Annotated in this window: 21 protein-coding genes; 12 read left to right on the forward strand and 9 right to left on the reverse strand. The window is 68.0% G+C overall.

The window, feature by feature from the left end:
• Window positions 1-24 precede the first annotated feature (24 nt).
• Genes SK854_RS37760 through SK854_RS37770 form a run of 3 tightly spaced genes read right to left on the reverse strand, consistent with a single transcriptional unit; the run spans window position 25 to window position 2,238 of the window.
• Complete coding sequence (locus SK854_RS37760; protein ID WP_319979944.1) at window positions 25-306, reverse strand: hypothetical protein; 282 nt, start codon at window positions 304-306, stop codon at window positions 25-27.
• Between the two features lie 33 nt (window positions 307-339).
• Complete coding sequence (locus SK854_RS37765; RefSeq protein ID WP_319979945.1) at window positions 340-1,089, reverse strand: hypothetical protein; 750 nt, start codon at window positions 1,087-1,089, stop codon at window positions 340-342.
• Between the two features lie 24 nt (window positions 1,090-1,113).
• Complete coding sequence (locus SK854_RS37770; RefSeq protein WP_319979946.1) at window positions 1,114-2,238, reverse strand: GAF domain-containing protein; 1,125 nt, start codon at window positions 2,236-2,238, stop codon at window positions 1,114-1,116.
• 128 nt (window positions 2,239-2,366) lie between these two features.
• Between SK854_RS37770 and adh the strand changes: the two genes are divergently transcribed.
• The 6 genes from adh to SK854_RS37800 all read left to right on the forward strand — a co-directional run bounded on the left by adh (window position 2,367) and on the right by SK854_RS37800 (window position 7,792).
• Window positions 2,367-3,890 (forward strand): aldehyde dehydrogenase, encoded by a 1,524-nt coding sequence (gene adh / locus SK854_RS37775; RefSeq protein WP_319979947.1) that lies wholly within the window; start codon window positions 2,367-2,369, stop codon window positions 3,888-3,890.
• Entirely contained in the window at window positions 3,890-4,240 is a 351-nt protein-coding gene (locus SK854_RS37780; protein WP_319979948.1) for a DUF779 domain-containing protein, read from the forward strand. Before adh ends, SK854_RS37780 begins: the two co-directional genes overlap by 1 nt.
• Before the next feature lie 11 nt (window positions 4,241-4,251).
• On the forward strand, window positions 4,252-5,106 hold the full coding sequence (locus SK854_RS37785; protein ID WP_319979949.1) for a hypothetical protein: 855 nt from the start codon (window positions 4,252-4,254) through the stop codon (window positions 5,104-5,106).
• Window positions 5,103-5,954: a hypothetical protein gene (locus SK854_RS37790; RefSeq protein WP_319979950.1), complete on the forward strand. Its 852-nt coding sequence runs from the start codon at window positions 5,103-5,105 to the stop codon at window positions 5,952-5,954. The genes SK854_RS37785 and SK854_RS37790 overlap by 4 nt, the downstream gene beginning before the upstream one ends.
• 69 nt (window positions 5,955-6,023) lie before the next feature.
• A complete protein-coding gene (locus SK854_RS37795) occupies window positions 6,024-7,295 on the forward strand; it encodes an alpha/beta hydrolase family protein (protein ID WP_319979951.1) in 1,272 nt (423 codons plus the stop codon).
• Between the two features lie 110 nt (window positions 7,296-7,405).
• A complete protein-coding gene (locus tag SK854_RS37800; RefSeq protein WP_319979952.1) occupies window positions 7,406-7,792 on the forward strand; it encodes an SgcJ/EcaC family oxidoreductase in 387 nt (128 codons plus the stop codon).
• 159 nt (window positions 7,793-7,951) lie between these two features.
• Here the strand turns inward: SK854_RS37800 and SK854_RS37805 are convergent, their stop codons facing one another.
• The 3 genes from SK854_RS37805 to SK854_RS37815 form a co-directional block, all read right to left on the reverse strand.
• Window positions 7,952-8,995 carry a chitinase gene (locus SK854_RS37805; protein WP_319979953.1) on the reverse strand — a complete coding sequence of 348 codons (1,044 nt, stop codon included), beginning with the start codon at window positions 8,993-8,995 and terminating at the stop codon, window positions 7,952-7,954.
• Window positions 8,996-9,062: 67 nt separating this feature from the next.
• Window positions 9,063-10,427, reverse strand: a complete 1,365-nt coding sequence (locus SK854_RS37810; protein WP_319979954.1) for a matrixin family metalloprotease — start codon at window positions 10,425-10,427, stop codon at window positions 9,063-9,065.
• Between the two features lie 104 nt (window positions 10,428-10,531).
• Window positions 10,532-10,723: a response regulator transcription factor gene (locus SK854_RS37815; protein ID WP_319979955.1), complete on the reverse strand. Its 192-nt coding sequence runs from the start codon at window positions 10,721-10,723 to the stop codon at window positions 10,532-10,534.
• A gap of 116 nt (window positions 10,724-10,839) precedes the next feature.
• Here SK854_RS37815 and SK854_RS37820 point away from each other — a divergent pair, with 116 nt between their 5' ends.
• From SK854_RS37820 to SK854_RS37835, 4 genes are read left to right on the forward strand one after another with little or no spacing between them, the layout of a single operon-like run.
• Window positions 10,840-12,462, forward strand: a complete 1,623-nt coding sequence (locus SK854_RS37820) for a S8 family serine peptidase (protein WP_319979956.1) — start codon at window positions 10,840-10,842, stop codon at window positions 12,460-12,462.
• 26 nt (window positions 12,463-12,488) lie between these two features.
• Window positions 12,489-13,085: an RNA polymerase sigma factor gene (locus SK854_RS37825; RefSeq protein WP_319979957.1), complete on the forward strand. Its 597-nt coding sequence runs from the start codon at window positions 12,489-12,491 to the stop codon at window positions 13,083-13,085.
• Window positions 13,082-13,558, forward strand: a complete 477-nt coding sequence (locus SK854_RS37830) for a hypothetical protein (protein ID WP_319979958.1) — start codon at window positions 13,082-13,084, stop codon at window positions 13,556-13,558. The genes SK854_RS37825 and SK854_RS37830 overlap by 4 nt, the downstream gene beginning before the upstream one ends.
• A gap of 13 nt (window positions 13,559-13,571) precedes the next feature.
• A complete protein-coding gene (locus tag SK854_RS37835; RefSeq protein WP_319979959.1) occupies window positions 13,572-16,064 on the forward strand; it encodes a CHAT domain-containing protein in 2,493 nt (830 codons plus the stop codon).
• Window positions 16,065-16,121: 57 nt separating this feature from the next.
• On the opposite strand, the gene SK854_RS37840 is transcribed toward SK854_RS37835, so the two are convergent.
• From SK854_RS37840 to SK854_RS37850, 3 genes are all read right to left on the reverse strand, one after another.
• Complete coding sequence (locus tag SK854_RS37840; protein ID WP_319979960.1) at window positions 16,122-16,301, reverse strand: hypothetical protein; 180 nt, start codon at window positions 16,299-16,301, stop codon at window positions 16,122-16,124.
• A gap of 86 nt (window positions 16,302-16,387) precedes the next feature.
• Complete coding sequence (locus SK854_RS37845; protein WP_319979961.1) at window positions 16,388-17,311, reverse strand: NADP-dependent oxidoreductase; 924 nt, start codon at window positions 17,309-17,311, stop codon at window positions 16,388-16,390.
• 106 nt (window positions 17,312-17,417) lie between these two features.
• Window positions 17,418-17,813: a MerR family transcriptional regulator gene (locus SK854_RS37850; protein WP_319979962.1), complete on the reverse strand. Its 396-nt coding sequence runs from the start codon at window positions 17,811-17,813 to the stop codon at window positions 17,418-17,420.
• Between the two features lie 228 nt (window positions 17,814-18,041).
• On the opposite strand from SK854_RS37850, the gene SK854_RS37855 reads away from it, so the two are divergent.
• Both SK854_RS37855 and SK854_RS37860 read left to right on the forward strand, forming a co-directional pair.
• Window positions 18,042-18,938 carry a tetratricopeptide repeat protein gene (locus tag SK854_RS37855; protein WP_319979963.1) on the forward strand — a complete coding sequence of 299 codons (897 nt, stop codon included), beginning with the start codon at window positions 18,042-18,044 and terminating at the stop codon, window positions 18,936-18,938.
• 769 nt (window positions 18,939-19,707) lie between these two features.
• Window positions 19,708-22,182, forward strand: coding sequence for a tetratricopeptide repeat protein (locus SK854_RS37860; RefSeq protein ID WP_319979964.1), 2,475 nt, complete (start codon window positions 19,708-19,710; stop codon window positions 22,180-22,182).
• Window positions 22,183-22,219: the final 37 nt, after the last annotated feature.

A 22,219-nucleotide genomic window follows, 5' to 3' on the forward strand; every position in this document is an offset into this window, starting at 1 on the left:
GGACCCCTCCCCTCACTGGACGTGTCAACGATAACGCGCCTGATCAGCGCGCGGTGAGGTTCGGCCGGCCGCCGGGCCGTCTCCACGCGTGGGAGCGAACGCCAGGCCCGCCACGAACGCGTCCCCGCCACCGGTCGTGTCGACCACGTCGGCACACGCCGGCAGTTCGTCTCGCAGCCGTCCGGGCACGCCGCCGAGCATCTCCCGGCGTTCCCGCGCGGGCGCCGTGCCGCCGGGACCCGGCACCTCGTCCACGACGAGCACCAGGTCCCGCGCCACCTGTCCGACCACCACGATCTCGTCCACGACGATGGGCTACCCGCTGCGGATCAGTTGATGTCAGCTCCGCGGGAACTGATCGGTGACGTCGTCGCCGTCCGGGAGCACCGCGAACAGGTCCACCGGCGTCCGCTGCGACACCATCTCGCTGCGATGCGCCCGCTTGAGCCGGTCCCTGGCGACGACGACCTGCTGGCTCGGCGCGGACAGCACGAGGACCGGCACCGCGCCCTGCGCGACGTGCGCACCCACCCGGTCCGCGGTCCCGCGCCCGAACTTGAGCACCTTCCCGTACCGCATCAGGTAGAGCAGGTTCTCCTCGCCGCGCAAGCGCTTGAGCTGCCGCACTTCCCCGCTCTCGTCGTCGCGTCCCCACGTGCCGTGCGACTTCGTGAGCCAGCGGAATCCGGTCCACGGCAACCCGTGCACGTCCGTCGCGAGCACGGTCCAGCCCGGCCGGAAGTACTTGGCCAGGCGAACCTTCACGGTCGTCGCGGCGATGAACTCCGAGTTCTCCCGCCAGGTGCCGTCGAGCTCCAGCCGGTGCGCGATCTTCTGCACCGCCGGATCCGGCACCGACCTGTCGTCCAGGCACACCAGGCACCTCGTGCGCCAGCCGACGCCGCACGAGCGCGCGACACCGCACCAGCCGCACTGCTGGATCTGCACGGGCGCACCACCTGGCCGGTCGTGCACCACTTTCATCTGGTCGGACACAACCTGCAGGCACGGCGCGCACAAAGCGCACCACGCGACCTCGGTGACCTCCTTGCGCGGCAACCGGGTCATGCAGTTGATGCACTGCTTCACTTTGCCCTCCCCTTGCGGGAAAGCCTATTCCAGCGCCCTTCGCAGGCGCGAGGAGACGAGAGCGTGACGAGGATCGGTGACCGGGAGCAGCAGGTGCAGGCGTTCGAGCACCTCGGCGTCCTCCCCGCTGTCCGCGAACGACAGCAGCGCGTCGAGATCTCCCCGCTCCAGCACGCCCTTGCGCACCGCGGCGGCGAGGTCAACCCGTTCGTCGCGGACCACCGGAGCGTCCGAACGGGGTAGCAGATCACCGCTGTAGTGCCGGGTGGCCTTGCCCGCGTCGCCGGATCGCAACGCCGTCCGCACGTCGAGGAAGTCGCCGCGCACCACCGCATCGAGCCGATATGGCCTCGTCAACAGGACACCACCGAGCTGCGCACGCAGCCGATGCAGCTCCGCGCGGACCGTGGTCGGGTTCCCACGTTCACCATAGAGCAACAACGCGAGTTGCTCGGCCGTGAGTCCCTTGGGGTGCAGCGCGAGCGCCGTCAGCACCTCCGCGTTGCGCAGCGTCAGCCCCAGCGGCCGTCCGTCGAGATCGGCGTGCAGCCCGCCCAGGAAGTTCAGCGTGAGCACGTGCTGCCGCGGCGCGAACTGCCCCAGGTGGTGCTCGGCCAGCCGGGCGGCCGCGGACACGAGCTGCGCGACGGCCGGGTGCATGGTCTTCAGCGGCCCGCTGACGTCGACGACCCCCAGCAGCAGCCCCGTGTGGGGGGCGTGGATCGGGCTCGCCGCGCACGTCCAGCCGTGATAGGTGCGCACGAGGTGTTCGCGGGAGTGCACGGTGACGGACCGGCCGGTCGCCAGCGCGGTGCCCATCGCGTTCGTGCCGATGACGTCCTCGCTCCAGCGCGACCCCTCGGTGAGGTGGACGCGTTCGGCCTTGTGGCGGACCCCGTTGTCACCCTCGCACCACAGGACGTGGCCCCGAGTGTCGGTGACGATCATGATCGTGTCGTCCATCGACAACGTGTGCGTGAGCAGCGGGACCGTCGCCGCGAGCGGATGCGCGCCACGCAGGTCGGCGACCTCGTCCGGCGCGTAGACGACCGGCGCCTCGTGCCTGTCCGGGTCCACGCGCGCGGCAAGGGAGCGCCGCCACGACTCGAAGATCACCGGACGCGCGGCACCCAGCTCGACTGGGTCCATCGGTCCAGGATGCAGCCCGTAGCACCACACCGGCAAGCCTGGGACTACTCCGATCGGATGCAACGTGGGTGAAACGTTGCCGGTTCTACGTTCGCCGCCTGTTCGCAACGACGCGGAAGGCAGGCCCCATGGCGAAGTACGCGGCTCCAGGACAACCGGACAGCGTGATCACCTATCGCGACCGGTACGACCACTTCATCGGAGGCGAGTACGTGCCGCCCGCCAGGGGCCAGTACTTCGCCAACCCCACCCCGGTCACCGGGGAGGACTTCACCGAGATCGCCCGCGGCACCGCCGAGGACGTCGAACGCGCGCTGGACGCGGCCCACGGCGCCTCCCGCGCGTGGGGCAGGACGTCGGTCGCGGAGCGCGCCAACGTGCTCAACAAGATCGCCGACCGCATCGAGGCCAACCTGGAGATGCTCGCGGTCGCGGAGACGTGGGACAACGGCAAGGCGGTCCGCGAGACGCTCGCCGCCGACCTGCCGCTCGCCGTCGACCACTTCCGCTACTTCGCGGGCGCCCTGCGCGCCCAGGAAGGCGGCATCTCGCAGATCGACGAGGACCTGGTCGCCTACCACCTGCACGAACCGCTCGGCGTCGTCGCGCAGATCATCCCGTGGAACTTCCCGATCCTGATGGCGGTCTGGAAGCTCGCACCCGCCCTGGCCGCGGGCAACGCGATCGTGCTCAAGCCCGCCGAGCAGACCCCGGCGTCGATCCACGTCCTGATGGAACTGATCGCCGACCTCATCCCGCCGGGCGTGCTGAACATCGTCAACGGCTTCGGCGTCGAGGCGGGCAAGCCGCTCGCGTCCTCGCGCCGCGTCGCGAAGGTGGCGTTCACCGGCGAGACGACCACCGGCCGGTTGATCATGCAGTACGCCAGCGAGAACATCATCCCCGTCACGCTGGAGCTCGGCGGCAAGTCGCCGAACGTGTTCTTCTCCGACGTCGCCTCGCAGCGGGACGCCTTCTACGACAAGGCACTCGAAGGCTTCACGATGTTCGCGCTGAACCAGGGCGAGGTCTGCACGTGCCCGTCGCGGGCGTTGATCCAGAGCGACATCTACGACGGCTTCATGGGCGACGCCGTGGAACGGACCCGCGCGATCAAGCAGGGCCACCCGCTCGACACCGAGACGATGATCGGCGCGCAGGCGTCCAACGACCAGCTCGAGAAGATCCTGTCCTACATCGACATCGGCAAGCAGGAGGGCGCCCGCGTCCTGACCGGCGGCGAGCGCGCCGACCTCGGTGGCGAGCTCTCCGGCGGCTACTACGTGACGCCGACGATCTTCGAGGGCGACAACAAGATGCGGATCTTCCAGGAGGAGATCTTCGGCCCGGTCGTCTCGGTCACCCGGTTCTCCGACTACGACGACGCCATGAAGACCGCCAACGACACCCTGTACGGCCTGGGCGCCGGCGTCTGGTCCCGCGACGGTTCCGTCGCCTACCGCGCGGGCCGCGACATCCAGGCGGGCCGCGTGTGGGTGAACAACTACCACGCCTACCCGGCGCACGCGGCGTTCGGCGGCTACAAGCAGTCCGGCATCGGCCGCGAGAACCACAAGATGATGCTCGACCACTACCAGCAGACCAAGAACCTGCTCGTCAGCTACTCCCCGAACGCCCTGGGCTTCTTCTGATGCCCCGCGTCGCACTGACCCCTGAGGCCGCGGACGTTCTCCGCGGCCTCAGGGCCGAGCACGGCGACCTGATGTTCCACCAGTCCGGCGGCTGCTGCGACGGCTCGGCCCCGATGTGCTACCTGGCCGGGGAGTTCCGCACCGGCTCGTCCGACGTCCACCTCGGGGACCTCGCCGTGGACGAGTTCGTGATTCCTGTGTGGATGTCCGCGGCGCAGTTCGAGTACTGGAGCCACACGCACCTGACGATCGACGTCGTGCCCGGTCGTGGGAGCGGTTTCTCGTTGGAGGCACCGCTTGGAATACGTTTTCTGGTGCGCTCTCGACTGCTGGCGGACGACGAGCTCTAGCATGTGGCCGCATGACCGTCCAATGCGGATGCTGCGGAGCCGAGATCACCTCTACGGACCGCATCGACTACAGGCTCAACCGTCCGGAGCAACTGCTCGGCGTGCCCGGCGAGCGACTCGGCGCGCCCACGGGCGGGCTGCTCGTCGGACCGGACGGTGACTCCTACATCCGTTGCCTGCTCCCGGTTCGGCTGACCGGCGGAACCGAGATCGTGTTCGGCGCGTGGACGCAGATCAGCAAAGTCGACGCGATGTACGCGCACGCCGTGTGGGACAACGACGACCAGTACGCGAACCTGCGGATCTCCGGCACGTTCGCGAACGTGATCAAGCCGTGGGACCTGCTCGGTGTCCCGGTCGAGGCGGCGGTGCTCAACATCGACGAGCTGCCGTACTTCACCTCGCACCCGGTGCTGGAGCGGGAATGGGACCGCGACGAGGTGCTGTGCCGCATCCGGCACCCGTTGCCGATCCCCGTGCGCGAGACGCTCGGCGAGGTCTGGACCATCGAACGCACCGACGGCATGCGCTGCGTGGTCGACGGCCGCACGGTCAGGTTCACGAGCCCGGACCGCCGGGTGGCGCTCGACGTCTACGCCGACCTCACCGGCGGCAGCGTGAGCGACTTCCTGGGCGCGGTCCTCGACGGCTACCCCGCGAGCGCCGAGCACTCCGTGTCGCACGACGGTCCCGAGTTGCGTCACGCGTTCTGGCTGAGCGAGGTGATCGACGGCCACGAGGAGCAGGTGTTCCACGGGCACGTCGTCCGTCCCGGCACGATGATCTCCGTGCGTTGCGTGTACCGGTATCCGGCTGACAAGGCGTGGGCGCAGCACGTGCTCAACAGCGTCCGGTACATCGGGTGACGGCCTGCGCGTGCTGCGGTACCGAGACCGACGACTCGGGCGCCATCGACCTGGACCTGGGCCTGCCCTCGGGGGTGCGCAACCCGAAGCTGCTGGCCGGCGGCAACGTGCTGCTGGCCGACGACGCCTCGTTCGTCAGGAGCGTGCTGCCCGTCGAGCTGACCGGCGATCTGGAGCTGTGGTTCGGCGCCTGGATGCGGGTCGGTCTGCAGGAGGCCCTGCACGCGGCTGATTCGTGGGACGGCCCCGGCTACGCCTCGCTGAGGTTCACCGGCACGTTCGCGCACGACGTCAAGCCGTGGGACGGCCTGCGCGGCGCGGAGGTCGTCGCCGAGGTCCGCGAGCCCGACGACCTGCCCGAATACGTCCAGCACCCGCTGCTCGGCACGACCTGGGACCGTGACCAGGTGCTCAGCGGGTACCTGGTCGAGCTGCCGGTCTCGATCCGGCAGAAGCTGCCCGGCCAGTGGAGCATCGAACGAACCGCGGGCCTCACCCCGCACGTGCTCGAAGAAGGTCTGCGCTTCGCCGGTCCCGGCCGCGCGGTGTTCGTGGACGTCCGCAGGGCCATCGGAACGTCGGCCGAGAAGTTCCTGGAGCTCGCTCTGGAGGGCGCGCCTTCCGTGCCTGAGGACCAGCAGTTCCTCGTGCGGGACGGCGTCGAGATACGGCACGCGCTGTGGCTCACGACCACTTCGGAGGGCGTGACGCGGCACGAGTTCCACGGCCACGTCGCGCGGTTCGGCGAGATGCTCGTCGTGACGTGCGTGCACGACGACCCGGCCGACCACGCGTGGGCGCGGCACGTGCTGAACAGCGCTCGCTTCCGTCGCGTGACTCGCTCGTAACGTCAGGGAAATCCCAAGTTTGGGTGAGTGAGCTGGACCACTTGCCGAGCTCGACTGACGATTCCCGCCATGAACGTCCTGCTGGCATTCGCACTCACCGCGAGTCTCACGTCGCCGGTGCACCTGCCTCCGACCGCACCGTGCCCGGAGAACGTCCCCGCCGGCACCACCTGCTACGAGGGCCGGGACCCCAACGGCGCGTACTACACGATCGCCGTGCCGAAGAAGTGGAACAAGACGCTGGTCGTGCACTCGCACGGCGGCCCCGACCTGGGCGAGCCCACGCCGGAGCGCACGCGTGACGACTTGAACCGCTGGTCCGTGATGGTCAAGGAGGGCTACGCGTGGGCGGGCACCTCGTACCGGCGCGGCGGCTACGGGACGCGGATGGCGGCCGAGGACACCGACAACCTGCGCAAGATGGTCAGCGCGATGCTCAAGCCGCACAAGGTCTACATCCACGGGCAGTCGTGGGGCGGCAACGTCGCGGCCAAGACCATCGAGCTGTACAAGGGTTATGACGCGGCGCTGCTCACGAGTGGCGTCATGGCCGGTGGTTCGCGCGGGTACGACTACCGCGTCGACCTGCGCGTGGTCTACCAGTACTACTGCGGCAACCACCCGCGGCCGTCCGAGGCGCAGTACCCGCTGTGGCAGGGCCTGCGTCCCGGCTCCACGATGACGACCGCCGGGCTGCGCGGCCGGATCGAGGAATGCCTCGGCGTGGCCGGTAGCCGCACGCCCGAGCAGCAGCAGAAGCTCGACGACATCCTCGCGGTCACGAAGATCCCCGAGGAGACGCTGAACTCGCACCTGAACTTCGCGACGTTCACGTTCCGCGACATCGTGCACCTCCGGCTGGGCGACCGGAATCCTTGGAGCAACGCTGGTGTGGTGTACAAGGGTTCGCACGACGACAAGGCGCTGAACGCGGGCGTCGAACGCTTCGCCGCCGACCCCGCCGCCCGTGCCGAGCTCGCGTACGACAGCGACCTCACCGGCAAGATCGACATCCCGGTGCTGTCGGTGCACGCGATCGGCGACCCGACCGCGTTCGTGGAGCACGAGTCGGCCTACCGCGACGTCGTGACGAAGGCCGGCCGTTGGTACAACCTCGTGCAGACCTTCACGACCGAGGCCACGCACAGCGCGTTCAGCGACTCCGAGTACGCCGCGGCCATGCAGTCGCTGGAGGCCTGGGAGAAGTGGGGCGTCCGCTCCAACGCCTTCCTGATCGCGGCGGCCTGCTCCAGCCACGACAAGAAGTACGGCACGGGGTGCTTCTACAACCCCTGGTACAAGCCGAAGTCCTACGAGTCCCGGGTCGCGCCCCGCGAGTGACCCGATGAAGAAGGGCCCGGCTGCGCACACCGCCTCCATCACGCTGTGCGCGGCCGGGTCCGAGTTTCACCCTTGACCTCCACATTGGTCGAGGTACGACGATCTTCACCATGACCGACATCGCGGAAATCGAAGAGCTCGTCGCCACAGTCCAGCACTCGCAGCAGAACGAGCTCGCGGAGGAGTTCATCGGCCTCTTCCGCGCCGACGCGATCTGGACGACCGCACACGGCAAGCGCCTCACCGGTCGCGACGAGATCGCCTCCTTCACCCGCCAGGTCCTGCCCGGCGCGACGAAGGAGGCGACCGCCACGTACGAGGTGGCGCACATCGTGTTCATCCGCCCGGACGTGGCGGCCGTCAAGATCCGCCAGCGTCCGGTGAAGCCCGACGGCACGGTGATTCCCGAACAGAACGAGGGCTCACCGCTCTACGTCCTGTCCAAAGAGGACGGCACGTGGAAGATCGCCGCCGGGCAGAACACCATCGTGCTCTAGTGGTGTGGCCCGGAACGTTGCCGGGCGAATTCGCGGTCAGACGGGTGCATCGCGGTGTCGCCCCCACGTCCTCGTACTGGTTGTACGTGGGCGTGGGGGCGACACCGCGAGGTGCCCTGCTGAGCGTGAATTACCCAGCCAACGTTCCGGGTCGCACCACTAGCGCCCCTGCAGCGACTTCACCTTGTCGCCGAAGGTCCAGTTCTTCGAGCCGTCCCAGTTGATCGACCAGGTCATGAGGCCCTTGAGCTGGCCGCCGAAGCTGTTCCACGCCTGCCCCACCAGCGTGGGGTTCATGTAGCCGCCGCCGGCACCGGGCTGCGCGGGCAGGCCGGGAACCTGCTTGTCGTAGGGCACCTTGATCGTGGTGCCCTGCACGACCAGTCCCTTGTTCAGGCACTGCGTCTGCGCCACGAACCCCTGCACGGTCCCGGCCGAGTAGCTGTCGCCGGCGCAGCCGTACATGGAACCGTTGTAGTACTGCATGTTCAGCCACCACAGGCGGCCGTTGTCCGCGTACTTCTTGATGATCGGCAGGTACGCGCCCCAGATCGAGCCGTACACGACACTGCCGCCCGTCACGTACGCGGTCTCCGGCGCCATGGTGAGCCCGAACCCGGCGGGCATCGCCGCCAGCACGCCGTCGATGATGCGGATCAGGTTGGCCTGCGAGGCCGACAACGAGTTGATGTTGCCGCTCCCGACCAGCCCGGTCTCGATGTCGATGTCGATCCCGTCGAAGTTGTACTTCTTCAGAATCGGCACCACGGTGGCGACGAACCGGTTGGCCACGGCGGTCGAGCTCAGATCGATGCCCGCCGCCGCGCCACCGATCGACAGCAGGATCGTGGCCCCGGCCGCCTTCGCCGCGCACATCTCGGCGGGCGTGGCGACCTTCACGCCAACGTCCATGCCGTCCTCCCACAGCACGGTGCCGTCGGAGCGGATCACGGGGAACGCCGCGTTGATCACGTTGTAGCCGTGCTGCTTGATGCGGCTGTCGGTGATCGGCGTCCAGCCGAACGGCGGGTGCACCCCGTTCGACGCGCCGTCCCAGTTCTCCCAGTACCCGTGCAGGACCTTGCCCGCCGGACGGGGTTTGAGCGCGCAGGTGTCGGCCGCCTGGGCAGCGGACGGGACGAGCACGGTGCTCATGAGCAGAAGCAGGGCGGTCAGTGCCCTCAGCAACAAGCGGGCAGACATTCGCTCACCTTTCGCTTACAGGCGGCGACCCGCTGTCATTGAAGCACGAAATGGTCCAGACCTCTAGCTACCACCAGACCTCGACGGCAGCGCGGTACTCGGCCGACGCCAGGAACCCCGCGGCGAGGTCCTGGTGCGCCAGCCCGGCCCTGACCCTGCCCGCCCAGTCGTCCCAGCCGGCGGGGTCGGGAGAACGCCGCAGGAAGCGCTCGTAGGCCTCGCGCACGATGTTGCGGGTGTACTCCTCGGAGTTCAGGAAGCCGTTGGCCACGTCGCGCACCGACATTCCGCGCTTCATCAGGTCCACCCAGCCGTCGACCGCGCCTGGCTCGGGCGCGCGGTCCAGCAGCCTGCGGTACAGCGAGTCCACGAACCGCTCCGGCGTCGGGTTCCTGAGCTGGTACTCGGCGCTCTCCACGACGCCGGCGACGAGTGCCTGGCGACTCATGCCCCGGCGCAGGAGGTCGGACCAGCCCATGAGGCCGCCGGGCTCCGGCGCGCGGTCGAGGAGCTTGAAGTACAGCTGCGTGACGATGCGCTCCGAGTTCTCCAGGGAGTAGCAGAACCCGCGCACGAGGCCGTCCGCCGTCATGGCGCCGGTCAGGAGAAACCGCACCCAGCCGTCCAGCCCGGCGTCGTCGAAGCGCCTGCCGAGCAGGTCCCGGTAGAGCGAGGCGATCCAGATGTGATCGCGGTAGACCTGCCGCACACCGGCCCGGTCGTCCGGCATCGGCGTGTTCGGCGTCGGGTAGAACGGGTTCATCGTCGAGTTGGGCGTGGTGGTGTGGTGCAGGCCCAGCGAATGGCCGATCTCGTGCACGAGCACGGTGAGCAGGTCGATGCCCCCGGCACCGACACCCTCCCGCCACGTCTCGTCCTCGTCGAGGTGGATGTCGCCGGCGAGCTCGCCCGAGTTGGGCGGCGGGAAGAAGGCGTGCGCCAGCACGGAACCGGGGCCGTCGAAGGCGGGATCCTCCTCCGGCCCATGTGCACGCGAGCCGAACAGGATCCGGATGTCGCCGGTCTGCCCGTCGCCGACCTCGACGAACACCAACGGCACCACCGCGGACCACCGGTGGAACGCCTCCCGCACGATCTGCCGCTGCCGCGCGGCGTCGAGGTCGGGTGAGGTGTTGTAAACGCGGTAGGTGATGACCGCCTGAGCCCAGCGCGTGCCGGACGCGACGAACTCGCCCGGTTCCGCGGCCGTGAACGGATCCACGGCCACGCGGTCGGGGAACCCGCACCGGGGCCGCGCCACCGCCTCCGCTGTCGTCTCGTCGAACTCGCCGGTGACGGGGAGGGCGGCCGCCTCCTGGAACTGGGTCAACGCGACGCGGACGAGACTCGTCTCGTCCGCCTGCTCACCCCGCGACGGCGGCAGGTAGCCGTACCGGGTCAGATAAGCGAGTTCCTTCTCGTGGTTCGCCATGTGGATCTCCTCTGGGGTCGGACGAGTGCTCCGCCTCAGCCTCACCAATGCGAACCGCCTTGGAAAATAAGGAGAAGTGCGTAGATGTCCGATGTGGACGACGATCAGATCAGGCCGTGCTCGCGGGCCGCCAGCACGGCGGTCACCCTGTTCGACACGCCGAGCTTGCGATAGGCGTTCTCGAGGTGCTTGGTCGCGGTGCGCGGTGAGATGCCCATCGCACGCGCACTCGACCGCGCCGTCCTCCCGGCCATCACGTACGACAGCACTTCCCTTTCGCGTGGTGTCAGCGTCATGGTGCGGCAGGGTCCGCAGGAGGGCCGCGAAGTACGTGTCCGATTCGTTATCGGAGCGGTGTACTCCGCGCCGCGTCGTCGGCCCCTCGAATGGCATGGCAGACACGAACTACTTCATGATCGAGTCTCAGAACGAGCAGAGGGCGACGCTGAACCTGGTGCCCGACGGCTCGTCATCCGGCCTCACCTCGCTGCCCGAGAGCGTGCTGACCCAGCACCGCGCGCGGATGCTCGACCCGGCCACCGCGGCACGGGTGCCGGGGTACGTGGCGGACGGGCCGACCGCCTATCGCACCGAGGAACTCCTGGTACCTCACGACCTGCAGGTGGACACCCTCAACCAGGTGCTCGGCTTCGATCTCGGCCTTGTCCTCAAGCGGGACGGCGACGAGAAGACTCGCTGCCGGTTGGTGCCCGACGAGGACGTGGGCCGGAGGAAGGCGCGAGTGGAGAAAGGCATGCCGGCCGCGATCGACGTCGACGCGTGGAAGGCGTTGCAGACGCTGAGATCGGCGACGCTGGCAGGCGACGACCGGCTCAACAACTCACCAGGTCTCAAGGAGGCCGTCGAGAAGATCTCGTTGAACCGGCTGCTGATCGGCTCCGCCATGGGCGGGATCGGCGGCATGAGCACCCTCCAGGGCGTGCCCGGCGCCATCGGCGGCAACCCCGATCCCGGTGCGGGCCCAGGAGATCTCGGGTACTGGCGGTTCCCCGTCGCGGTGCAGCTTCCCCCCGCGCAGCGGTCGGATGACGCCGACACACCTCGACGTCCGGTGATCGCCGTACTGGACACCGGCATCGGTAAGAACAGCTGGCTTGGAATCGTCGACGAGAACGATCTCGGATCGTTTGTGAGCATCGACCCCGCCATCCAGGAGAAGGTGACCAGCCCGACCTCGCACAACAGCATCGGCTCGTACTGGGACCACCCGTCCACCGGCACACCGCTGACCGGATACCTCAGCACGCACACCGGGCACGGCGCGTTCGTCATCGGCATCATCCACCAGGTCGAACCCGACGCCGACGTGCTGTCGATCCGGGTCATGCACGAGGACGGGATCGTCCACACGGACGTGCTGATCACCGTCCTGGAGCGGCTGGCGCTGAGAGTCGAGGCGGCACAGGCTGCCAACGACGAGGAGCGGATGATCGATGTCGTGTCCTTGTCCCTGGGCGGATACCGGGAAGACTCGACGCAGCCCGCCAAGTTCGACATGCTCGCGGAGAAGATCAACGAACTGCGTGCGCTCGGCGTCGTGGTCGTGGCTTCCGCCGGGAACTACGCGAGCGCGAGAGAGTTCTGGCCGGCCGCTCTGGCCACACGGATCGTCGAGGACGAGATCACCGAGGGACCTCCGGTCGTGAGCGTCGGAGCCCGCAACCCCAACGGCACGAAAACCTTGTTCACCAACGACGCCATCTGGGTGACGACCTGGGCACTGGGCGCCGGAGTGGTCAGCACGTTCCCGGAGAACACCGACGGCAGCGGCAATCCCCGTTACCGGGTCATTGCCGAGAACGCTGCCGCTGACGACAGACTGGGCATCAGGGAGTCGTTGGAGACCGACAACTTCGGCTCCGGCTATGCCATCTGGGCTGGAACCTCGTTCGCTGCTCCAGCCGTGGCCGCCCAAATCGCCCGATTGCTGAAGGAAAGCCCCGAGGCCGAGCTCAGTCAGAGGACTACGCTCAAACGGGCAAAGGCGGCGGTGCGAAAAATTCTCGGGCAGTAGCAAGCAACCGCAGCGGGTGGTGGGTCATGCAGGACCGTGATGCCTTACAGGCCAGGGAAACGCCGGAGTCGAGACGCACCAGAGTCACCGAGCTGTTCGGCGCGGTGCGCGAAGGCAGGCACGAGCGCCTCGACGAACTCGTCGCCGAACTGAGTCCCCTGCTGTGGCAGGTCGCCCGCGGGCAGGGTCTGGATCGGCCAACGAGCCAAGACGTCGTGCAGACGACCTGGCTGAACTTCCTGCGGGACATCGACAACATTCGCGAGCCGGGCGCCGTGGTCGGCTGGCTGATCACCACCACCAAGCGAGAAGCGTGGCGGGCTCGCCGGAAGATGCACATCGGCGAGCCCCTGGACGGGTACGACGTGGCCGACGATTCCACGTCACCTGAGGAGAACGCGCTGTTGTCGGATCGGCAACGCCGGCTGTGGGAGGCCGTGGCACGGCTTCCCCGGCGTTGTCAGGAACTGTTGCGCGTGGTCGCGTTCGTGCAGCGGCCGGACTACACCGCGGTCTCCCGCGCGCTCGGCATGGCACGCGGCAGCGTCGGGCCGACCCGCGGAAGATGCCTGGCACAACTGAGGTCCGTTCTGGACGCCGATCCCGGCGGGAGATGGCTATGAACACAGACGGCATGGCGGAGCCGTTGGACGACAGGGACTTCCTGATCCTCGACAGTGTGCGGGACCTCTACGAGTCGGTCGACCCCATGCCTGCCGAGATGCTCGACGAGATCCGGTTCGCGCTGGCGTTGGAACATCTCGAGACCGAGGTGGCGCGGGCGTCCGACCTCGCGGAGGCGATGACACGCGGCGGGGAGAACCGGCGGCTCATCACGTTCGAGAGCGAGCGCATGACGATCGTGATCGGTGTCCAGGACGACGACGGCACGATAAGGCTGGACGGGTGGCTCACGCCGCCGGGCGCGCACCGCGTCGAACTGCACGTGCCGACAGGGGTCATCACCACGTCGGCGGACGAGCAGGGCAGGTTCTCGATCGACGGGATCGTCCGCTCCTCCGCGTATCTGACGGTGCGACTGGCTCAGCCTCAGACCGCGTTGCGAGCCGTCACCACGCCCACGGTGAACCTGTGACGAGAACCATGCGATGAGAACACTGCCCCAGGCGACCGTTGATCGCGTGCTGCGCATGCGTGAGGTCGGATCCAGCCTCACGAACAGCGGACGTCCCGCGGCCGGCGCACGTGCGCTCCGTGCCGCGCTGCTCCTGGCGGGCTGGCCGGACGGCGCCGACACCGGCAACTGGCTCGCCGGCCGCGTGCTGATCAGCCTCGGTCTCGCCGAGGCCGAGCAGGGCGACACCGAGGCGGGGTTGCGCCTGCTCGACGAGGCCGCGCGGATGGTCGCCCCCGAGCACCGCGGAATCCTGTTGCAGAACAAGGGTGTCGTGCTGCAGCGGGCGGGCCGCACGGACGAGGCGGCGCCGTTGTTCGACGCCGCCATTCCCCTGCTGGCCGACGTCCGCGACGACTTCACCCTCGCGACCGCGTTGCTCAACAGGGCGACGTTGCGGCTCGGTGTGGGACGCGTCCGGCTCGCACGCGACGACCTGGGCCGCTGCCGCCAGATCGCCGAGAAGAACCGCTACGACCTGCTCACGGCCAAGGTCGACCACGACCTCGGCTACTGCCACCTGCTGGCCGGTGACATCCCGCTCGCCCTGCGATCGCTCGACGAGGCATCCCGCCAGTACCGGTTGCACGGCGCGGACTACCTGCCGGTCGTCGTGATGGACAAGGCCAGGACGCTCCTGGCCGTGGGGCTCGCCAGCGAGGCCAGCCGGGAGCTCACCGAGGCCTTCCAGCTGTTCCGCCGTGACCACTTCAGCGTCGACTACGCGTGGGCGGAACTCACCAGGGCACAGATCGCGCTCGCGACGGGAGACCACGGCACCGCGTTGATGTGGTCGCGGCGTGCCGCACGCCGATTCCGGCGGCACGGCGACGCGGCCTGGGCGGCGGTGGCGGAGGTGACGACCGTGCAGGCGCAGTTGATGTGCGGTCGTCAGCCGAACGCTCTCGTCACTCGAGCCCGCCTGCTCGCGGATCGTTTGCACGACCTGGGTTTGCGCTACGACGGTGACCACGCCGAGCTCCTGTCCGCGCGGGCGTTGATCGCCGCCGGCCGTGTGGTCGATGCCGGCATCGCCGTGGCCCGGACGACCCGTCCCGCGGCGGGCGCACCGCTGGAGACTCGGTTGCTCCGCCAGCTGGTTCAGGCCGAGCTGCACAGCACCGCCGGCAGGACGGCGGCCGCGCTGGCTCACGCCCGCAGCGGCCTGGCGATGCTGAACCGGCAGCGCCGCCGGTTCGGCAGCATCGAGCTCCGCGCCGGTATCTCGGCACTGGGCCAGGAACTCGCCTGCACCGGGCTCCGCCTGGCTCTGCGCAACGGTTCCGCCCGGCTGGTCTTCGACTGGTCGGAACGCTGCCGTGCGCAGGCTTTCCGCGCACGGCCGGTGAGGGCCCTCGCCGACCAGGACACCCGCGAGATGATCGCCGAGCTGCGCCAGCTCGACCGCGTCAACCAACGGCACCACGTCGCACAGCTCGAACGCCGGCTGCGGGAGCGAGGCTGGCAGCAGGAGGGCACCGGCGAGGCCGTGGTCCCGATGTCGTTGAGCACGGTCCAGCAGGAGCTGGCCGGGACGCACGCGATGGTGAGCTTCGTCCACCACGACGGCGACCTGGCCGCATTGGTGATCAAGGACGGTTCCGTCGGCCTGGTTCACCTCGGTGCCCTCGGCACCGTGGTCGAGGCCGTGCGGAGATTGATCAGTGACCTCGACGCCCTGTCGAGCTGGCACCTTCCCACGCACCTCTTCGCGGTCTTCCGCGAGTCCGCCGAGTGGCATCTGGGTCAGCTGCAGCGTGCGCTGCTCACCCCATTGCGCCCACTGTTGGGACACGGCAACGTCGTCGTGGTGCCGTGCACCGGCCTCACCGGAATCCCATGGGGACTGCTGCCCGACTTCCGCGAGCGGGCGGTGTCCGTCGCGCCGTCGGCATCGGTGTGGGTCACTGCCCGCCGGTCGGCGACCACGGGACACGACGGTGCCGCGCTCTTCGTCGCCGGGCCAAACCTGAACCAGGCAGAGGCGGAGGTGCGCGAACTCGTGCGGCTGTACCCGCGCAGCACCTGCCTGGTCGGCGAGGACGCCACTGTGGAGGCCACCCTGCGTGCCCTCGACGGCGCCACCATCGCGCACCTCGCCACGCACGGCCACCACGAACCGGAGAACGTCCTGTTCTCCCGGCTGGACCTTGTGGACGGCCCGCTGCTGGCGTACGAGCTGCAGGGTCTGACTCAGGCACCGAAGCACGTGATCCTGTCTGCCTGCGACGTCGGCCAGGCCCAGGTCCGCGCCGGCGACGAGATCCTCGGCCTGACGGCCGCGATGCTCTACGTCGGCACGACCACCGTCGTGTCCAGTGTCGCCCGCGTGCACGACGACGTGGTCGTTGCCGTCATGCACGAATATCACCGGGCGATCCTTGCCGGAAACGAGCCCGCCCAGGCGCTCGCGGTCGCTTCCGGCATCGGATCCCTCGTACCCCTTGTCTGCTACGGAGCGGGGTAGCTCAGCCACCGCGACCACCTGCGGAGCAGCCTCGTTGCCGTCGTCGAAGTACTAGGCTCAGGCCGCTTTCAGCGACCAGAGCGTCTCCTCGGAGACCTCCACGACTGGGCAGCCGCCTCTGGATCCTGCGCGTAGCTGCACGAGGGTCGCGATGCTGTTCACCGTGCCGGGCCGGCCGCCGTTCACCACGAGCCACCTCGTCCACGGCGAGAAGATCGTCGAGGCCGGGACGAGCATCCCGGGTCGACGTGCACCCGGCGCGCGACCTCTTCCGGCTGGTCGACGACCCGGCCTCGAACCAGGCGTCCCGCTAGTTCTCGCTCTCACGCCACCTTGATGACGACCTTGCCCGCGGTGTGACCGTTCTCGACGGTGGCGAGGGCAGCCGGGGCGTCGGCGAGTGCGTGCACCGCGGTGATCACGGGTGCGAGGACTCCGTCGAGGGCCAGCCGGGCCGACCGTTCCAGGTTCTCGCGGTCGAGGCGACGCTCGACGAAACGTCCACCGAGATCGGCCACGGACGCGTCCCCCACGGCGATGACGGTGCGGGGATCCTTTGCCAGCGGCGCGACCGTCCGCAGCGAGGTGCCCCCGACCAGGTCGACGATCCCGTCGAAGCCGTCCGGAACCAGCTCGCGCGCCGCGGCGACCACGTCCTCGGCGGCGTAGTCGATGAACCGCACCCCGACGGCTTCGGCCTGCTCGCGCTTCGCGGTGCTGCCGGTGCCGATCACCCGCAGCTCGCGTGCGACGGCCAGCCGGGCGACGGCGAGACCGACACCGCCGCCGACGCCGTTGACCAGGATCGTGGCACCGGCCGGGAGGCCGAGCTGGTCGAGCGCGTCCACCGCGGTCGTCCCGGCCACCGGCAGCGTCGCCGCCACGGTCGCGGACAGGCCGGCCGGGATGCGCGCGGTGTTCGGCGCGGACAGCACCGTCGTCTCGGCGTAGGTACCGCCACCGGTGAGTGCGAAGCCGAAGACCGCGTCACCCACCTCGAGCCCGTCGACGTCCTCGCCCAGGGCTAGGACGGTTCCCGCCGCCTCCATCCCCAGCACGCGGGGAAACGGACGCCCGCCGTCGAGCCCGGGAACCAGACCAGAGCGCACGAGGTGGTCGAGGGGGTTCACGCCGGCGACGTCGACCCGGATCAGCACTTCGCCGCGACCGGGGACCGGATCGGGACGATCGAAGAACTCCTGCACCTCGGGCCCGCCGTGCTTGCCGAAACCCCATGCCTGTCCCATTTTCTGCCGCCTCCCAGGTGATCGGCCCGGTGATTCCGGGCCCTGTCACCACCCTCACCCCTGACATCGATGTAAAGGGCAAGCAGCTGAGGCGCGGGTCACACCATCAGGCCGGCTGCGCCACCTGTTCCGGGATCCTGGACAACTCCGCCCGGTGGCGACTGTTGATCTGCATCAGCGCATCGAGCGCGTCCCGTTCCTCGGTCAGCTGCGCGATGTCGGCGTCGATCCGGTCGCGCTCGCGCATCATCGCCGTGTACGTCTCCTCGGCGACGCCCAGATCATCGGGGAGATCCACGCACGGCAGCACAGTCGCGATCACCCGGCTGGGCAAGCCCGCGTCGAACAGCTGCCGGATGAGGGACACGCGGTCGACCTCGGCGTCGGAGTAGTGGCGCTGCCCCGCGTCGGAGCGCGAACTGGTCAGCAGTCCTTGCTCTTCGTAGTACCGCAGTGAGCGCGGACTCACGCCCGTGCGCCTGGACAGCTCGCCGATCCGCATGTCTCAGAATTTACTCCCGCGTGCTTCAGGTTCAGGGAAGCCGGCACCGGCGCGCGGTCCTCGATCACACGCCGTTCCCTCTTGCGTCGGCAGCGATCTATGGCGGACAGGCCGCCAGATCTAGGTCGCAAGTACGCTCGCATGGTGAATCGAGCGGTATCAGGCGGGATGGCTCTGGCGCAGGTGATGGCTCACTGCGGGGGCAGCCTCGCCGAAGCAGTGCGTCATGTGACCGGAGCGATCGCCTCCGAGCCGGCGAACCCGGAACCGTACGCGATCGTCGCCGAGTGGTGGCGGGACAGACCGTCCGAGCTGGTCGAGGTCCTCCGGGGAGCCAACTCCCTGCAGGAGGCGGTGGCGCAGTCATACCTCAGCTTTCTCCAGGGTGACATGGATGCCGCCGCGATGACGATCGGATCGGTCACCGGTGTGCGTCCCGACATCGCGTGGGCCGCGGCCCCCTGGTTCACCGACGAGCGTTTTCTCGGCGTTGTGAGTGCGGACGCGCTGGCCGAGGCCGCGATGCGCACGATGGACCGCGGCCACGACCTGGACGCCCCGGACATGAGAGAGCGGTTCCGGCCGTGGTTCGACGCCATTAACGCAGTCCGCTCCCGTCAGCCGTCGCCGGACGCGTTGGCCAAGATGGCGATCTTCCTGCGTGCCTGCGGTCTCACCGATGCGTCGTTCGCCCTGTGCGACCAGGCGGATTCCGTTGAACGAGTCATGTTCACGGAAGTCGTCCGGGCTGGCACGTGGCGAAAGCTGGGAATTCCGGAGCAGACGGCAGCCGCGTTCGAACGAGCCGTCACACTGGACCCGACCAACTGGTCGCTCTACCTGGACCTGGCCGACCTGCACGCCGAACAAGGCGACTTCGCCGCTGCGGTCCAGTTGACTGATCGGGGCTTGGAACACGAGCCATCCGAGCCCACCCTGCGGGCGGCGAGGGCCGCCTACCGGACGCGGCTCACCGGCTCACCTGCCGACTTGCGCGAACTCATCGACCTGGCGCCGCTCCTGCAGAACGACTCGTACCGGCACGTGCTGATCGACCACGCATGTGCTGGCGACGCCCTGCCTGACGAACTCGTGGCCGCGGCGCGGCGCATTCAGGCCGGCTGAAGCCCGCTTCAGCCGCGAGCAGCCACCGCATTCCCGACTGCGGCGGCAACTCGGCACCTCCGGTGCGTGCCGTGAACGTCGCGCATCCAACCAGCTGCACATTCCTGGTCCAAGTACTCACCGAACGCACGCTCATGCCGCCGAGCGTGCACGCCGGGCCTACCAACACGATTACGGCCGCCGAGAGCGCTTCGTGGTTCACAGTGCCCTTCGAATGCGGCCGTGGCGTCTCCCGCCATCCACATCGACGGTGCCACCTGCCACGCACCAATCCGAGAGGCCGGCCCGCTCGCTTGGGTTCGCGCCTGCACGGCAGCTTGAGCGCCCCGTCTCCACCGGCACTCCGGCTGCCCTGCGCTCAGTGGTCGACTGGGGCGCCGAACAGCCCCGTCGTGATCATCTCGCTGGCGTGAAGCGAGAAGCTCTCCTCCTGTCGTCAGGAATAACGGGCTCGCGCAGCAACTACGTGCTGGATCTGGGCATAGGTGGTATCCAGGTCAGCTGTCGTCTGTGCAGGTAGCGGCCGACACACTGGCTTGCCGCGCGAGTGGTCAAGCGTATTAGCACAGATGGGGCAACCTACGGGCGAGTATCAGCGCGGCATATCGGTTCGACTGGTCAGCTGAGGAATGCGCTCACCATTGTCATGTGGCAGGGCATTGGCGAGGTTGACAGAACGGCCTGACTGCTGTGATACGACTAGCCATTCGCACATGGTGATGACGGCCGCCTGTTGCGATGCGAAGCAGATTGTGCGTCAGGGGTGCTTGTGACCGCGAAGACCACGAAAGATCGTTTGCGACAGCGCCTGCGATCCCACGTGCCCAGAAAACCGATGCTCATCGGGCTCAGTTCGGTGACGGTCGGCATCGCTGGGCTGCTGTACGAACTCGACCAGTATGTAGCCGGCAGCCTGGTGCTGGTCACAGGAGGCGTGCTCGGCGCCGCAAGCGAGCGGCTAACCCGGCTAGCCAGACAGGACCATGACGCGCGGTCAGCGTCACCACACGGGTGCGATCTTGACGGTAGTAGTCACCGTGAAGGGCAGATCTGGAACATTCCTCGTCCGACGGCGACGTTCGCGGGCCGACATTCCGACCTGGCACGGTTGAAGCGCCGGTTAGCGCGTTCGTCGGTCTCCTTGGCCGCAGTCGCGCTTCACGGAGTGCCTGGTCTTGGTAAGACGCAACTGGCCATGGCGTATGCCGAGCGCCATCGCAGCGACTTCGACCTCGGTTGGTGGCTCAACGGTTCAAGTCGACTGTGGGCCGTGGCCGGTTTGGCAGAGCTGGCTGGACAGTTGGGGGTCGGTCTCAACGATCAGGAGCAGGCGGCCCGTGCCGCAGTTGCCGAACTCGGGCGGCGGGAACGATGGTTGCTCATCATCGACGACCCGCTCGACCAGGCGGATCTCGAAGGCTTGATCCCGAACGGACCAGGCCAAGTGATCATCACCTCTCGCAATCCGTCGTGGAGCACTGTCGCGTCGACCTATGAGGTGTCCCCCTTCTCGACAGCTGACGCCGTGAAGCTTCTGCTCGCCCACAGTGGAGACAAGAACAAGGAAGCCGCGGCTGTTATCGCCGATCAGATGCAAGGACTCCCGTTGGCGTTGGTGCAGGCCGGCACCTACTGCCGCTCCGGCGCGATCACGCTTGATGAGTACGCCCAGCGCTTCCTGACAAGCCAGGCCCGGCTGCTTGAGGAAGGAAGTCCAGGACCATACCCGCTCACGGTGGCCGTGACAGTCCGTCTAGTACTGGCGCAGCTAAGACGTGAAAGCCCTGTTGCCACCCAGTTGCTCTACTTGTTTGCGCACATGGGGCCAACAGGGTTACCGCACGATCTGCCCGCTCACGCGCCGCATGTGCTGCCACGGCGCCTTGCGCGTCTCGCCCAGGACCCCGTGTCGCTGGACAAGGCGATCCAGGTGCTCGTGAGGACCTCACTTATCAGCCCGGACCGGCCTGGCTATCTCCGCATGCACGGTGTGGTGCAAGAAATCGTCAGGGCCGATGTCGACCGGCGAACGAATACGTTGTGGCAGCGTGCGATGCGCAGGTGTCGCACGATCAGGGACAACGGGAACTCTTGGGGCGTGGCTCGCTGGCTCGATTCGGTGGGGCGCTTGCTGGTACACGCCTTTCCAGCTGATACCGAGGATCTGAGTCGCTGGACGCGCTGTGCGGAGCTGCAGCCCCATCTGGATGCGTATGCGGGGCTGGCAGGGCATTACAGTAGTGACGGCCTGATTTTGGCTAATGCGTGCGAACGTCTCGCGTTCTACCTCTGTGACCGTGGTGAGTTCGCTGCCGCTGAGCATCGCCACAACCAGACGTTGTCCCTGCGGAAGAAGGCTCTTGGTGCCAAGCACCCGGAGACGCTCGCTCACCAGCACCGCCTCGGACAGATGTTAACGCTACGCGGGGACTACATCCAATCCGCGGAACGCCTCCGTCAGCTGCACACCGTGCAACTGCGAACCGGAGGGCCGACCGATCCCGCGACGCTAGGCACCCAGCTGAGACTGGCGTTCGCGGTATTCGAGCTGGGCGAACTGCGCGAGGCCGAACGGCTCGCCCGAGACGTATGGAACTTTCTGCGCAACAGCTTCGGCGAGGATCACAAAGACACGCTGCAGGCACGTTTCGTGCTCGGCGCGGTCCTATTCGAGTCCAAATTGGACGAAGCGAGTCAGCACAACACGGCAGTGCATCAAGCTTTTGACGAGGTCTACGGCCGTGAGCACCTTCGTAGCCTCATGGCGTGGCACAACTGGGCCCGCAACCGTGCCGAGGTGGGCGCCTACGAACAGGCGCGGTCCGAACTCACGGAGATCCTTTCCATCACCAGCCGTGTTCACGGTCCGCGTCATCCATTCACCTTGTTCGCGCAGCACAACCTTGCACGTACGCTCTGGCTCCAGGGCGCGGAACTGAACTCGGTACAGGCACACTTTGAAGCCACCCTGGCGGCTCGGGAGGAAGCGATGGGGCCGAGGCACCCCAAAACACTGACCACCCGCCACTACCTCGCACGGGTACTCGCGAAGCAGGGTGACGTCGAAGCCGCCGAGAGGCAGCTACTCCACATCATCGAATGTCGGCACTCTGTGTTGGGCCACCGCCATCCCCAGACGATGCTTGCCATTGAGGATCTTGAACGACTGCGAACGTCGGGCACGATGAGTGTCAATGGTGTCGATGCCGCACGTAGGCTCCGGCCCGATCTGACAGAAGGCTGAGGCGGAAACCGCTGCTGCAAGGCGACAACTCAGGTTT

This window comes from Lentzea sokolovensis (assembly GCF_033949975.1).
Classification (GTDB): Bacteria; Actinomycetota; Actinomycetes; order Mycobacteriales; family Pseudonocardiaceae; genus Lentzea; species Lentzea sokolovensis.

Coding starts and splice junctions, on each gene's coding strand:
- SK854_RS37770 (WP_319979946.1), bottom strand. CDS start 2,238: ATGGACCCAGTCGAGCTGGGTGCCGCGCGTCCGGTGATCTTCGAGTCG.
- adh (WP_319979947.1), top strand. CDS start 2,367: ATGGCGAAGTACGCGGCTCCAGGACAACCGGACAGCGTGATCACCTAT.
- SK854_RS37780 (WP_319979948.1), top strand. CDS start 3,890: ATGCCCCGCGTCGCACTGACCCCTGAGGCCGCGGACGTTCTCCGCGGC.
- SK854_RS37785 (WP_319979949.1), top strand. CDS start 4,252: ATGACCGTCCAATGCGGATGCTGCGGAGCCGAGATCACCTCTACGGAC.
- SK854_RS37795 (WP_319979951.1), top strand. CDS start 6,024: ATGAACGTCCTGCTGGCATTCGCACTCACCGCGAGTCTCACGTCGCCG.
- SK854_RS37800 (WP_319979952.1), top strand. CDS start 7,406: ATGACCGACATCGCGGAAATCGAAGAGCTCGTCGCCACAGTCCAGCAC.
- SK854_RS37805 (WP_319979953.1), bottom strand. CDS start 8,995: ATGTCTGCCCGCTTGTTGCTGAGGGCACTGACCGCCCTGCTTCTGCTC.
- SK854_RS37810 (WP_319979954.1), bottom strand. CDS start 10,427: ATGGCGAACCACGAGAAGGAACTCGCTTATCTGACCCGGTACGGCTAC.
- SK854_RS37815 (WP_319979955.1), bottom strand. CDS start 10,723: ATGACGCTGACACCACGCGAAAGGGAAGTGCTGTCGTACGTGATGGCC.
- SK854_RS37820 (WP_319979956.1), top strand. CDS start 10,840: ATGATCGAGTCTCAGAACGAGCAGAGGGCGACGCTGAACCTGGTGCCC.
- SK854_RS37825 (WP_319979957.1), top strand. CDS start 12,489: ATGCAGGACCGTGATGCCTTACAGGCCAGGGAAACGCCGGAGTCGAGA.
- SK854_RS37830 (WP_319979958.1), top strand. CDS start 13,082: ATGAACACAGACGGCATGGCGGAGCCGTTGGACGACAGGGACTTCCTG.
- SK854_RS37835 (WP_319979959.1), top strand. CDS start 13,572: ATGAGAACACTGCCCCAGGCGACCGTTGATCGCGTGCTGCGCATGCGT.
- SK854_RS37840 (WP_319979960.1), bottom strand. CDS start 16,301: ATGCTCGTCCCGGCCTCGACGATCTTCTCGCCGTGGACGAGGTGGCTC.
- SK854_RS37845 (WP_319979961.1), bottom strand. CDS start 17,311: ATGGGACAGGCATGGGGTTTCGGCAAGCACGGCGGGCCCGAGGTGCAG.
- SK854_RS37850 (WP_319979962.1), bottom strand. CDS start 17,813: ATGCGGATCGGCGAGCTGTCCAGGCGCACGGGCGTGAGTCCGCGCTCA.